This is a genomic window from Stenotrophomonas sp. 86156_Sma (assembly GCF_056481625.1).
Map to the genome: position 1 here is coordinate 307,708 of NZ_CM151157.1, position 13,611 is coordinate 321,318.

A 13,611-nucleotide genomic window follows, 5' to 3' on the forward strand; every position below is an offset into this window, starting at 1 on the left:
GGCTGCGCCGTGATGTCACGACCACGTTACACTCTGGTGACTTCCAAGCTAGCCGTGGTACTGCCGTGAATCCGATGCGCGTGTTGCTGCTGTCGTCCTGCCTGTTTGTCGGTGGCCTGGCCCATGCGGCCAACGACCTGCCCGGCGGCGGTATCGATCCGCAGGCACTATCGCGCCACGTGCATGTGCTGGCGTCGGATGAATTCGAGGGCCGCGCGCCGGCCACCGAGGGCGAAGAACGCACGGTGCAGTACCTGATCGAGCAGTTCCGCAGCTACGGCCTGCAGCCGGGTGGCGTGGATGGCAGCTGGGTACAGCCGGTGCCGCTGGTGCGCGCACAGCTGGATGGCGCGGCCAAGGCCAGCCTGTCGCTGAAGCAGGGCAAGCGCGCGCTGGCCAACGGCGTGGACGTGACCCTGCAGAGCCTGCAGCCGCGCAAGCGCGTGCAGATCAAGGATGCGCCGCTGGTGTTCGTCGGCTACGGCATCGACGCGCCGGAACGCCAGTGGAACGACTACAAGGATGTGGACCTGCACGGCAAGATCGCCGTCGTGCTGATCAACGACGCCGATTTCGAAGCCGATGCGCCGGGCGCGTTCGACGGCAAGGCGGTGACCTACTACGGCCGCTGGACCTACAAGTTCGAGGAAGCCGCGCGCCGTGGCGCCGAGGGCGTGTTGATCGTGCACGAGACCGCACCGGCCGCCTATGGCTGGGCCACGGTGAAGAGCTCGGGCACTTCGCCGCTGTTCGACATCGAGCGCGGCCAGGCCGAGGCGATGGCCCAGCACACCCCGCTGCGTGGCTGGATGCAGCGCGAACTGGCCGAGGCGATCTTCGCCGACGCCGGCCTCGACTTCGATGCCGAGAAGCGCAAGGCGATGCGCGCCGACTTCCGTCCGGTGGCGCTGGACAACGCGAAGCTGAGCGTTGATTTCGCGCTCAAGCGCGAGCAGGTGGTGACCCGCAACGTGGTGGCCAAGCTGCCCGGTGGCGAGCATGCCGACGAGGCGGTGATCTTCTCGGCGCACTGGGATGCCTTTGGTATCGGCCAGGCCGACGCCAAGGGTGACCGCATCCGCCGCGGTGCGATCGACAACGCCACCGGTGTGGCCACCGTGCTGGAACTGGGCCGGGTGTTCGCCGCCGGCCCGCAGCCGCAGCGCACGCTGTACTTCGTGGCCCTGACCGCCGAAGAGAAGGGCCTGCTGGGTGCCAGCTACTACGCCGCACACCCGCTGGCGCCGTTGGACAAGACCGCTGCAGTACTGAACATCGAAATGTTCAGCCCGGATGGCGCGACCCGTGACATCGCCTCGTGGGGCAAGGGCCGGGTCTCGCTGGAGGGTGACCTGGAGCGCGTGGCCAAGGCCCGCGGCCGCAGCTACAGCCCGGACCCGAACCTGGAAGCCGGCTTCTTCTACCGTGCCGACCACTTCGCCTTCGCCCGCCTGGGCGTGCCGGCGATCACCATCGGCCCGGGCCTGGACAAGCTGGACGGCGGCGTTGAAGCCGGCCGCGCGCTGCGCGAGAAGTACTTCGCCGACTGCTATCACCAGGCGTGCGATGCGTGGACCCCGAGCTGGGACCCGAGCGGCCACGCCGCCGACACCCTGCTGGTCTACGACCTGGGCGCCGAGCTGGCCAACAGCCGCCGTTGGCCGACGTGGGAAAAGGAATCGGAGTTCCGCGGCGCGCGCGACAAGAGCGAAGCGGCCCGCCGTTGAGGTAGTGCCGGCCGCTGGCCGGCAACTCCCTGCTCTTTCCGGAGGTTCATGAGGTTGCCGGCCAGCGGCCGGCACTACCGAAAGGATATGGCGTTGCCGGCCAGCGGCCGGCACTACCCGCGCCGGCGCAGCAGCTTCCACGCGCCCCAGCCGCCGGCGGCGAGCGCTGCCAGATAGCACGCCAGCATCGTGCGCAGTCCAACCGGCGACCCGGAATTGATGCCGCGGTGCAGGCGCAGCTGCAGCGAGCTGTGGCCGCTGCCCAGGTCCACCGCCAGCTGCAGCGCCAGCGCGGCGCAGAACACCAACAGGGCGATCCCGAATCCGATGCGCGGCCACGCGGCCTGTGCGTTGGGGCGGCGCAGCAGCCAGGCCAATGCCGTGGCTGCGGCCAGCGTCGCCGCGATCCACATCAATGGCGTGGCGGGAGACGCAGCGGCCACCGGCATTGCACCGGTGGCCGCGATCAGGGCAACGCGCTTACTTGCGGGTGCCGTCGAGCCAGTTCGGGCCCTTGTTGGTGAGGAAGAACACATAGACCACCAACGATACCGCGATCGTCGCGGTCACGTAGATGGCGAACCAGTCGACGTGGCCGGTCTTCAGCGCGCCCTGGTACAGCAGCGGGGCGGTGCCGCCGAACAGCGAGTTGGCCAGCGCGTAGCCCAGGCCCACGCCCAGTGCGCGCACATGGGTGGGGAACAGCTCGGCCTTCACCACCGCGTTGATGGAGGTGTAGCCGGTGAGGATGACGAACGCCATGGCCAGGGTCAGGAAGGCCAGGGTGGCGTCATGCTGTTGCGGCAGCTGGGTGATCAGGTACCAGCTGTACAGCACGCCGCCGACGCCGAAGAACACCAGCAGGGTCTTGCGCCCGATGATGTCCGACAGCCAGCCACCGACCGGCTGCAGCACCATCAGGAACGCCAGCACGCCCAGGTTGATCAGGGTGCCGGTCATCGGATCGTTGCCGGCGAAGGCGCTCTGGATCATCTTCGGGCCGTTCACCGAGTAGGTGTAGAAGGCCACGGTGCCACCGGCGGTGATCAGGAAGCACAGCAGCAGCGGCCGCCACTGGTGCACGAACAGCTCGTACATCGAGCCGGACTTCTGCGCCTTGCCCTCGCGTGCGGCCTCGATGGACGACTCCGACAGCGACTCGTCCATGCCACGACGCAGCCAGAACACCACCACTGCGGCGATGCCACCGATGCCGAAGGCGATGCGCCAGCCCCACTCGGAGATTTCCGGCTTGCCCCAGAAGGTCAGCATCAGCAGTAGCGTCAGCTGGGCCAGCACATGACCACCGACCAGGGTGACGTAGTGGAAGGACGACAGGAAGCCGCGACGGCCGGGGATGGCGGCCTCGGACATGTAGGTGGCGCTGGCACCATATTCGCCACCGGTGGCGAAGCCCTGCAGCAGGCGTGCGAACAGCAGGATCACCGCGGCCCAGATGCCGATGCTGGCGGCGGTGGGGGTGATGGCGATCAGGAACGAACACAGCGCCATCAGCGTGACCGAGACGGTCAGCGCCAGGCGGCGGCCATGGCGGTCGGCGAAGCGGCCGAAGAACCAGGCACCGATCGGGCGCATCAGGAAGGTCGCCGCGAAGATCGCCCACACGTACATCGTGGAGTTCTTGTCGTCGGGCGAGAAGAACTGCGATTCGAAGTACACGGCGAACACCGAGTACACGTAGACGTCGTACCACTCCACCAGGTTGCCGGCGGAGCCTTTGAGGGTGTTGGAGATCGACCGCCGCAGGGCGGAGCGGTCGTTCGCGGGGACAGCAGGTTGGGACGTGGTGCTCATCTGGGTGGGAATCCTCGATGCGGCGCGTCCGTGCGCAGGGAAAACGGCGCCCGGCCTTGGGGCGGCGCGGCCGGGCAGCCCTCTTGGTACTGCATCGACCGTCAACACGGGGTAGCAGACCAGAGCAGGGTGCATGGATGGATGACAGCGTGCCACCGTATGGGGTCCCGGACCATACTCAAAACGTCCTAGAATCCGCCTTCCCCCGGCTCCCTGGTGTGTCATGTCGGCTCCCCCCTCTTCGTCTGCGGCTGCCCCCCGGGGTGGCCTTGTCGCGCTGGCACTGCTGCTGGTCTACGTGGTCTGGGGCTCGACCTACCTGGGCATCGCCAAGGCCCTGCACGGCGGCGCACTGCCGCTGACGATGGTCTCCGGCAGCCGGTTCATCATTGCCGGTGGTCTGATGTTCCTGGCCTTGCGCCTGTTCTGGAAGATGCCGAACCCGACCCTGCGGCAGTGGCGCAACCTGGTCATCATGGGCGTGACCATGCTGGTGCTGGGCAACGGCATGGTGGTGCTGGCCGAGCGCGAGGTGTCCTCGGGCCTGGCCGCCACCGCAGTGGCCTCGGTGCCGCTGTGGATGGCGCTGTTCTCGGCGCTGCGTGGCCAGCACGCCAGCCGTGGCGAGTGGCTGGGCATCGCCATCGGTTTCCTGGGCGTGGTCTGGCTCAACGCCGGCAGCAGCCTGACCGCCTCGCCGACCGGGCTGGTGCTGCTGCTGATCGCGCCGATCGGCTGGGCCTTCGGTTCGGTGTGGGCGCGTGGGCTGGACCTGCCGGGCCCGTTCATGACCGCTGCCGGGCAGATGCTCTGCGGCGGCGTGCTGCTGGTGCTGATCGGCCTGGCGGTGGGCGAGCGCCCGACCACGCTGCCCGATACCGGTGGCCTGCTGGCGATGGCCTACCTGTGCGTGTTCGGCTCCATCGTCGCGTTCACCGCCTACGTGTGGCTGCTGCAGAACGTGCGCCCCGCGCTGGCGGGCAGCTACGCGTACGTCAATCCGGTGATCGCGGTGCTGCTGGGCGCACTGCTCAACGGTGAACGGTTCGGCTGGCGCGACCTGTTGGCGATGGTGGTGATTCTTCTGGGTGTGGTGGTGCTGACGATGGCAAGGACGAGAAAGAAATGAGCATGGATGAGAAAGAACAACGCCGGGGCCTGCTGGTCACCGCGTCCACCTTCGTGATCTGGGGCCTGGTGCCGGTGTACTGGCACCTGCTCAACGAGGTGCCCTCGTTCCAGATCATCGCCCACCGCATCATCTGGAGCACCGTGCTGGTGCTGGGCTGGCTGCTGATCAGCTCGCGCCTGGGCTGGTGGCAGAAGATCGCCGCGCAGCCGCGCGCGCTGTCGATCCTGCTGGTGTCGAGCCTGACCATCGCCTTCAACTGGGGCCTGTACATCTGGGCGGTCAACGCCGGCCATGTCATCGAGACCAGCCTGGGCTACTTCATCAACCCGCTGGTGAACGTGCTGCTGGGCGTGCTGGTGCTGAAGGAACGCCTGCGCCGCCTGCAGTGGGTGGCGGTGGCGATGGCGGCGGTGGGCGTGGCCTGGCTGACCATCGACGCCGGTACACCGCCGTGGATCGCGCTGGGCCTGGCCTGTTCGTTCGGCCTGTATGGCCTGCTGCGCAAGCTGGTTTCGGTCGACCCGGTGGCCGGCCTGGGCGTGGAAAGCATGTACCTGTTCCTGCCGGCGCTGGCCTTCGCGATCTGGGCCGAGAATGGCCACGGTGGCGCGTTCTTCCATGGCTGGGGCTGGCGCAACGACCTGCTGCTGATCTTCGGCGGCGCAGTCACCGCCGTGCCGCTGATCGGCTTCGCCTACGGCGTGAAGCGCATTCCGCTGTCGCTGGTCGGCATCCTGCAGTACATCGCGCCGAGCCTGCAGCTGCTGCTGGGTGTGTTCTTCTTCCACGAAGCGTTCGACACCGCAAAGGCGATCGGCTTTGCCGCGATCTGGGCCGGCCTGGTGCTGTTTGTCGGCGACAACATCCGCACGATGCGCGCCAAGCGCTAGCGCCGCGCCTGCTCGGCTGACACGTGTGCACAAAAAAGAGCGGCGCCCCGAGGGGCGCCGCTCTGCTTCCATCCACAGCCAGGAGAGAGTTGGCTGTGACGGGAACGCGGTTGCAGGCTTAGAAGCGCTGCTGGTACTTCATGTACATGAAGCGGCCGATGTCGAAGCCACCGTAGTAGGTGAAGCTGCTGTTCGGCTGGCTGTACATGATCGGACCCTGGTGGTCGAAGACGTTGTTCACGCCCAGCGACACGGTGCCGTCCCACGGCAGGCTGTAACGCACCTGCAGGTCGTGGAAGGTGTTGGAGCCCACCTTGTTGGTCGGCGATGCACTGGTGTACGACGAACTGAAGCCCGGCAGGTTGCACTCGTCCATGTACGAGCACTTCTCCTTCATGCTGGAGTAGTAGCGCGCGGTCCAGCCGATGCCGAGGTCGCCGTACTGCCAATCCAGGTTGAAGGTCGAGCGGACGCGGAAGTCGCCGCCCCAGCTGGTGCGCTGCTCCACCGGCGTGGTCGCGGCGTTGTCGTTGCGCTGCTTCAGGTAGTCGGTGTAGGTGGTGTTCCAGTTGACGGCGAACTGGCCGAACGTGGTTTCCGGCAGGCGGTAACGCACGTTGATGTCATAGCCGGCGGTTTCGCGGAAACCGGCATTGACCAGCGAGCGGTCCAGGCTGTTGACCTGGCCGTTGCTGCCACGGGTGAAGCGACCACAGGCGGCGTCCGAACCCTGCACATAGCACTGCTCGAGAATGCTGTTGGTGGTCTCGGAGACGATGGCGTTGTTGATGCGGATCTTCCACCAGTCGAGGCTGACATCCAGGCCGGCCACGAAGTCCGGGCTGTACACCAGGCCCACGGTCCAGGTCTTGGCGGTTTCCGGCTTCAGCGCCGCGTTGGAACCCGAGTTGAAGTCGACGGTCGACTGCTGGCCCGGCTTGGTGGCAACGGTGCCATCGCTGTTGAGCTGGCGGAAGTTGGCCGGCACCTTCAGCGCCTGGCAACGGGCAGCAACGGTCGGGCTGGTGGCCGCGGTACCGAACGAGGTATCGCACGGATCGGTGAACGAATCGCGGGTGCTGACGGTACCGCCGTACAGGTCATCCACGGTGGGCGCACGGAAGCCGGTGCCATAGGTTGCGCGGACCAGCAGGCTGTCGATCGGCTTCCACTTCAGGCCGAACTTGCTGTTGGTGGTCGAGCCGAAGTTGTTGTAATCCGAGTAGCGACCGGCCACGTCCAGCGACAGTTCGCGGGCGAACGGCAGGTCGGCCAGCAGTGGCACCTGCAGCTCCAGGTAGACCTCGTTGAGCGAGTAGTCGCCACGGGTCGGCTGGCCGGTGGTGCCGGTAATCTCGCCCTTCTGCACCCGCATGTCCGGGGTGTAGCTGGCCTCTTCGCTGCGGTGCTCGAAGCCCATCGCGCCCATGATGTCGCCGGCCGGCAGGGTGAACAGCGAACCGGAGATGTTGGCGCTGGCCACCTTGGTGGTGCTCTTCATCTTGTCGACGAAGCGGGCGAACAGGTAGTCCTGTACGTCCTGGTTGCTCAGCGAGCCGGGGCCGGTGTAACCCATCGGCGCAGCCGGGTTCCACGGCACGCAGCCGGCGATCACCGCACCCGGTGCGCCGCAGCGGGCCACGTTGCCATCCATGAAGGACGGGCCGACGGCCTGGTTGACGTGCGGCTGGTACATGCTGCCGGTACCGATGCGCTCGCCTTCATTGCGGTTGTACATGTAGCTGACGTTCCAGTCCCAGTACCGCGAACCGGTTTCGAAGCTGCCTTCCAGGCCGACGCTGGCGCGCTTGGTTTCCAGATTGTTCTCGGTGCCGCGCGGCAGCTCCTCGGAGCGGTGTGCGAACAGCACGTCCTGGCCCCACAGGTTGAACGTGCTGTCCTTGGACAGCGCAGCACGGCTACCGTTGCGTGCCTGCGCGGCACTGACCGAGTACGGGTAACCGGCCAGCTGCTTGGTCGATTCGCGCTTGCTGTACAGCGCGTCGGCGACGATGCGCAGGTTGTCGGTGATCGAGAAGCCACCGTTGGCGAACACCGAGGTGCGCTCCAGGCCGGTCAGCAGGCTCATGTTGGTCTTGCTGTTGGCACCATCGGCCGGATCCGGCGCGTGGAAGTTGCCCTTCTGGCTCGGATCGCCGCCCGGGCCCACGGTCAGGTTCTTGCCACCGACGGTGACGTAGCCCCACGGGGTATTGCCGTTCAGGTTGTCGGTCGGGTGGCGCGGGCCGTTGGGATAGCGGCTGAACTCGCGATCCTTGCCCAGCACTTCGTCTTCCTTGGTGCGCTCGGCACCCACGGTGAACCAGCCGCGGTCGAAGGTCTTGCCGAAGGTGGCGCTGTAGGAACGCTTCTGGCCGTCACCCTGGCCGTACTGGCCGACGTAGACGCTGGCTTCGCCACCATCGAAGTTCTTGCGGGTGATGATGTTGACCACGCCGGCGATCGCGTCCGAGCCATACAGAGCGGATGCACCGTCGGTCAGCACTTCCACGCGCTCGACGATGGCCGACGGGATCGAGGCCAGGTCGGAGTAGCCGCCGGCGCTGACGCCCATGCGGCGGCCGTCGATCAGCACCAGGCTGCGTTCCGGGCCGAGGTTGCGCAGGCTGACGTACATGCCGCCGAAGTCGCGCGAGGAGGTCAGCGAAGACGCGCGGCTCATGCTCGGCGAACCAGCAGCGGGAATGTCCTGCAGGATGTCGGCGACGTTGACGTAGCCCTTCTTCTCGATCTCGGCGCGGTTGAGCGCGATCACTGGCTGTGCGGTCTCGACACTGGCCTGGCGGATGCGCGAGCCGGTGATTTCGATGCGGTCGAGATTGGTGGGGGTATCGCCGGCGCTCTGTGCGAAGGCGGGGGTGGTGCAGCTGGCGGCCAGCGCGATGACTATCGCGTTGCGCAGCGGAGTGGTCTTCAGGGACATCCGTGAAATCTCGTGTTTCAGGAAAAACATGCGCCCGTTCTATGGGCGCGTGGGGTGCTGCAAACCAACGTGGGGGCGCGATTCTAGAATGTTTCCATTCGTAACTGTTTATCGCTGTGCCGCGGATGTGCGCGAAAATGAATCGCAACCAACAATCCACAGATGTGATGTGCGCAACGTCACGTGCGTTGCATTGGCGATGGGCAGAGGCATCGATAGCGGCGGATTTCCCGCAATCTGTAGCAGTGCGTGTGTGCAGGCATCCATCCACGCATGGCGTGGATCTACTGGACGTACTGGTTCATCACCCGGCCTGGATGCATCGCCCTCGGTAGATCCACGCCATGCGCGGATGACGCGCAAGAAGAAAAAGGGACGGAGCGTTCGCTCCGTCCCCTGCGCAATGCGCGTTGTATCGCTGCGTGATGCTCAGGTTTCGCGCAACGCCGTGGTGATGGGCAACCGCGCCGCGCGCAGCGCCGGGAACAGGCCGCCGACCAGGCCGATGCCCAGCGCCCATTTCAGGCCGGTCCACAGCAGTTCCGGCGACACATGGAACTTGAACACCACTGCGCTGAAGTTGCTGCCGATGGTGGACACGCTGTAGCCATTGAACAGCAGCCATGCCACCGTACACCCCAGCAGGCCGCCGAGCAGTGCCAGCAGCATCGTCTCCAGCATCACCGCCGTCACCACCGGCAGGCCGCGGAAGCCGATCGCGCGCATGGTGGCGATCTCGCGCGCGCGCGTGGCCACCGCTGCATACATGGTGTTGAGCGCACCGAACACCGCACCCACCGCCATGATGGTGCCGATCACCTTGCCGAGGATGTCGATCAGCTTGGTGAGGCCGCCGCCCTGCTTGCTGTAGTAGACGCGGGTGGTTTCCACGTCCAGTTTCAGGCGAGGGTCGGCAGCGACGGCGGCCTTGAACTGCTCGAAGCCGGGCTTGCCATCGGTGCGCACGCTGATCGACTGCCACGCACTGCGCTGGTAGGTGGTGGCCAGCGTATCGGCGTCGGTCCACAGTTCCGAATCGTGTGCATCGCCGGTGGCGAACACACCGACCACGGTCCAGGTCTGGTTGCCCAGGGTCAGCGTCTTGCCAACGTCCAGATCGCGGAACTGGCCCTTGGCGCCCTGGCCGACCACGATCTCGCGCAGGCCGGTGGCGAACGTGCGGCCTTCGACGATCTTGACCTTGTCATGCACCGCCCACGCCTGCGGGCCGACGCCACGGAACTGCGCGTTGACGTCGGTGCCATCGGACTTCGATACCAGGTTGACCACCTGCGACAGCTCCGGTGACAGCAGCGGCCGGCCTTCGGCATCGCGGCTGATGCCGGGCAGAGTGGACAGCGTCGGCACCTGTTCGCGGGTGATGACCGAGTTGGTTTCGGCCTGCGAGCCGCCGCGCAGCACGATGGCAGTGGTGTCATCGCCGGTGTTGTTGAGCGTGGCCTGGAAGCCTTCGCCCATCGCCAGCATCGCCACCAGCACGCCGACCACGCCAGCGATGCCGACCACGATCACCGAGGATGCGCCCCAGCGCTGCGGCAGGCTGGCCACGCCGATGCGGGTGGCGGCCAGCGCCAGTCGCCCGCCGCGGGTCAGCAGCAGCCACAGTGCCACCAGTACGGCCACGGCCAGCACGCCGATCCACGGCAGGCTGATCCACAGCACCAGGCCGATCACCAGCAGCAGCACCGTCACGCCGTTGTCCAGCCACTTCTTGAGTTTGCTCTTGAACATGTCTGCGTTCTCCTCAGCGGCCGGCCAGTGCGTCGACGATCTTCAGGCGCTTGGCACGCAGCGCCGGCAACAGGCCGACGATGATGCCGATCACCACGATCAGGCCCAGCCCCATCAGCCAGGTCGGCGTCGGCACGTGCGGCGGCAGCATGCCCATGCTCTTTGGCCCGATCGCCGGCAGGATCAGCGCAGCCAGGCCCATGCCGATCAGGCCGCCGAGGCCGATCAGCAGCACCGACTCCACCATCACCAGGGTCAGCACGGTGCTGTCCTTGAAGCCCAGCGTCTTCAACGTGGCCAGCTCCGGCACGCGCTCGCGCACGGCCTGCGCCATGGTGTTGCCGGTCAACAGCAGCAGGGTGAAGAACACCGCGCCCATGATCGACGTAACGATCATGCCGATGTCCGCGAACTGCTTGACGAAGGCCTGCTGGAACGCCGATTCGGTCTGGGTCCTGGTCTCGTGGTCGGAGTTGGCCGAGATCGCGTCGATCGCCTGCGCCACCCGCGAGGACTGGTCCGGGTTGTCCAGCGTCACCGTGTACCAGCTCACCTGGTTCTTGATGTAGTCGTTGGATTCATCGAAGTACTTCCAGTTCATCATCAGCTGGCGTTCTTCGTTGGCGGCCAGCGCACGGTCCTTGGAGCGGTAGATGCCCTTCAGCTCCAGCGGCCAGTCGTTGCTGCCGCCACGCGGGAAGATGGTTGCCTGCAGCGGGATGGTGTCGCCGATCTTCCAGCCGAACTGCTTGGCCAGGGTCTCGCCGACGATGGCACCGGTGCGGGTCTGCTTCCAGTCCTCCAGCTGCGCCGGGTCGATCTGCAGCTCGCGGTAGACATCGAAGTAGTTGGGTGACACCGAGAAGTTCGGGAAGAAGTTCTTCGGATCCTGGTAGATGCCGCCGAACCACATGCCGTAGGCCACATCACGCACACCGGCCACCTGGCGGATCTGCGTTTCCAGGCGGATCGGCAGAGACTGGGTGATCGACAGCCGCGACGCCACCACCAGGCGGTTGGCGCCTTCCACGCTGCCGCCGGAGGTGAATGCCACGCGTACCGAGTCGAGCATGCCGAACAGCAGGAACGCGGCCACCACCGACAGCAACGTCAACAGGGTGCGGGTGCGGCTGCGGAACAGCTGCGCCCACACCAACGAGAAATATTTCATCGCCGTGGCCTCCGTCAGTGGGCCAGCGGCGCGTCGGCCAGCTCGCCCTTGTCCAGGTGCACCGTGTGGGTGGCGTACTCGGCGGCCTTCGGGTCATGGGTGACCATGATGATGGTCTTGCCGTGCTCGCGGTTGAGCTGCTGCAGCAGGCCGAGGATCTCCTCGGCGGACTGGCGGTCGAGGTCGCCGGTCGGTTCGTCGCAGATCAGGAAAGTCGGGTCGGAGACGATCGCGCGGGCGATCGCCACGCGCTGCTGCTGGCCGCCGGACAGTTCATTCGGGCGGTGGCTGCGGCGGTCGGCCAGGCCGACCAGGGTCAGCGCGATCTCGGCGTTGCGCTTGCGCTGCGCCGCATTGAGATGGGTCAGCAGCAGTGGCAGTTCCACGTTCTTCTGCGCGGTCAGCATCGGCATCAGGTTGTAGAACTGGAACACGAAGCCGACGTGGTGGCTGCGCCAGGTCGACAGCTGGCCGCCACTCATCTGGTCGATGCGCTCGCCTTCGATGCTGATCTCGCCGCCGCTGGGGTTGTCCAGGCCGCCGATCAGGTTGAGCAGGGTGGTCTTGCCCGAGCCGGACGGGCCCATCAGCGCGACGAAATCGCCGCTGGCGATGTCCAGGTCGATGCCGTGCAGCACCTGCACTTTCTCGGGGCCACGCTGGTAGGTCTTGGTGATGTTGCGCAGTGAAACCAGGGTCGACATGGGTGGTTCTCCACGGAAGGCGGGAAACGGGGAAGCGCCACGGCGGGGGCCGCAGGCGTGCGTCGAGCGGTGCTGCCGGCGGCGCCCGTGGGCGCCAGGCCGTTACTGCGCTTGTTTCTGTTGCACCTTGGCGCCATCGCGCAGGGTATCGGGCGGGTTCACCACCACCGACTCACCCGCGCTGACGCCGTTGAGGATCTGGCGGTCCTTGCCCATCGCCTGGCCGGCCTCGACCGTGCGCTGCTGCACGCGGTTCTGGTCGCCCAGCACGAAGGCCACCGAGGCGCCCTCGCGCTGGACCACGGCGCCCGCCGGCACGCGCACGCCCTGCGGTTTGGCCGCCGCCTGCGGCTGCGCCTGCTCCAGGAAGCTGACCCGCACGCCCATCTCCGGCACGATGCGCGGGTCCTTCACCTTCAGTGCCACGCGCACCTTCACCGTGGCCTTGCCGCGGTCGGCGGTGGGGATGATGGCGATCACCTCGCCGGGAATCTTCCACTCCGGATAGGCGTTGAGCGTGGCTTCCACCGGCATCTTCGGCTGCACGCGGCCGATGAAGGCTTCGCCGACCTCGACTTCGATCTCCAGCGAGTCCATGTCGACGATGGTGCCGATGCCGGTGCGGGTAAAGCCGCCGCCGGCCGACAGCGGCGAAACGATTTCGCCGGGCTGCGCAGCCTTGGCGGTGACCACGCCGGAGAACGGCGCGCGCACGATGTTGTTGTCCACGCCCAGGTCGGCGATGGCCAGCTGGTCGTTGGCCACCTTGACGTTGCGCTGTGCGGTGTCCAGCTGTGCCCGCAGGCTGTCGCGCTGGGCCACCGCCTGGTCGTACTGCGAGCGCGACACCAGCTGCTGGCCGACCAGTGCCTGCAGGCGGCTGGCTTCGGCGGCGGCCTGCTTCTGCTGTGCCTCCAGCCCGGCCACCTGGCTGCGTGCGGCCTGCAGCTGCGAGGCATACAGGCTGCGCTGCGCATCGGCATCGATCGGATCCAGGGTGGCCATCACCTGGCCGGCTTCGACCCGCATGCCTTCCTCGATCATCACCTCGCGCACCTTGCCGGTGATCTTGGCCGAGACCGTGGCCATGCGCCGCGCAACTACATAGCCGCTGGCGTCGAGCACCGAACTGCTGGCGCTGCCCTGCTGGATGGCCACCGCTGGCGCGGTTTCCACGTCCACCGCTGGCGTACGCCCGAATAGGGCGAAAGCGACAGCGGCCAGCAGCAACACGACCACGATGATCGCGATCCACAGCCAGCGGCGGCCACCACCACTGCCACTCCCTCCGGAGGCGGGCGGCGGGGACTTGCGGTCGATACGGAGTTCCTTCAACAGCTCGGCAGAAGCGTTCATTCGTTCCATCACAGACGTTCGGGCGGGTGTGGCCGGAAGAGCGGACGGCGGCGGTTCCGGCGGTGGAGCGTGCGGCACAGCATGAAGGCAGGCACAGCGATGACGGCAGTGACAGCTGTC

The 13,611-nt window shown here is 66.7% G+C and carries 10 protein-coding genes; 3 read left to right on the top strand and 7 right to left on the bottom strand.

Translation table 11 applies throughout. The annotated features are described in order from the left end of the window. Positions 1–74: 74 nt before the first annotated feature. Complete coding sequence (locus ACZK33_RS01360) at positions 75–1,727, top strand: M28 family metallopeptidase (RefSeq protein ID WP_164080610.1); 1,653 nt, start codon at positions 75–77, stop codon at positions 1,725–1,727. A 113-nt stretch (positions 1,728–1,840) separates the two neighbouring features. Here ACZK33_RS01360 and ACZK33_RS01365 read toward each other — a convergent pair whose 3' ends face one another. Both ACZK33_RS01365 and ACZK33_RS01370 read right to left on the bottom strand, forming a co-directional pair. Then, positions 1,841–2,176 (bottom strand): hypothetical protein, encoded by a 336-nt coding sequence (locus ACZK33_RS01365; protein ID WP_478454010.1) that lies wholly within the window; start codon positions 2,174–2,176, stop codon positions 1,841–1,843. A gap of 31 nt (positions 2,177–2,207) precedes the next feature. Next, on the bottom strand, positions 2,208–3,542 hold the full coding sequence (locus ACZK33_RS01370; protein WP_423173894.1) for an MFS transporter: 1,335 nt from the start codon (positions 3,540–3,542) through the stop codon (positions 2,208–2,210). Positions 3,543–3,765: 223 nt separating this feature from the next. Here ACZK33_RS01370 and yedA point away from each other — a divergent pair, with 223 nt between their 5' ends. Continuing rightward, positions 3,766–4,671, top strand: coding sequence for a drug/metabolite exporter YedA (yedA, locus tag ACZK33_RS01375; RefSeq protein ID WP_032128174.1), 906 nt, complete (start codon positions 3,766–3,768; stop codon positions 4,669–4,671). Next, positions 4,668–5,564 carry an EamA family transporter RarD gene (gene rarD, locus ACZK33_RS01380; RefSeq protein ID WP_423173893.1) on the top strand — a complete coding sequence of 299 codons (897 nt, stop codon included), beginning with the start codon at positions 4,668–4,670 and terminating at the stop codon, positions 5,562–5,564. Before yedA ends, rarD begins: the two co-directional genes overlap by 4 nt. A gap of 118 nt (positions 5,565–5,682) precedes the next feature. Here rarD and ACZK33_RS01385 read toward each other — a convergent pair whose 3' ends face one another. The 5 genes from ACZK33_RS01385 to ACZK33_RS01405 form a co-directional block, all read right to left on the bottom strand. Further along, complete coding sequence (locus tag ACZK33_RS01385; protein ID WP_423173892.1) at positions 5,683–8,508, bottom strand: TonB-dependent receptor; 2,826 nt, start codon at positions 8,506–8,508, stop codon at positions 5,683–5,685. Positions 8,509–8,937: 429 nt separating this feature from the next. Next, entirely contained in the window at positions 8,938–10,260 is a 1,323-nt protein-coding gene (locus tag ACZK33_RS01390) for an ABC transporter permease (RefSeq protein ID WP_423173891.1), read from the bottom strand. 13 nt (positions 10,261–10,273) lie between these two features. Continuing rightward, positions 10,274–11,431 carry an ABC transporter permease gene (locus tag ACZK33_RS01395; RefSeq protein WP_423173890.1) on the bottom strand — a complete coding sequence of 386 codons (1,158 nt, stop codon included), beginning with the start codon at positions 11,429–11,431 and terminating at the stop codon, positions 10,274–10,276. A 14-nt stretch (positions 11,432–11,445) separates the two neighbouring features. Next, the gene (locus ACZK33_RS01400; RefSeq protein WP_049399872.1) at positions 11,446–12,135 is read right to left on the bottom strand and encodes an ABC transporter ATP-binding protein; all 690 of its coding nucleotides are present in this window, start codon (positions 12,133–12,135) and stop codon (positions 11,446–11,448) included. Positions 12,136–12,237: 102 nt separating this feature from the next. Beyond that, positions 12,238–13,491, bottom strand: a complete 1,254-nt coding sequence (locus ACZK33_RS01405; protein WP_423173889.1) for an efflux RND transporter periplasmic adaptor subunit — start codon at positions 13,489–13,491, stop codon at positions 12,238–12,240. Between the last annotated feature and the right edge of the window lie 120 nt (positions 13,492–13,611).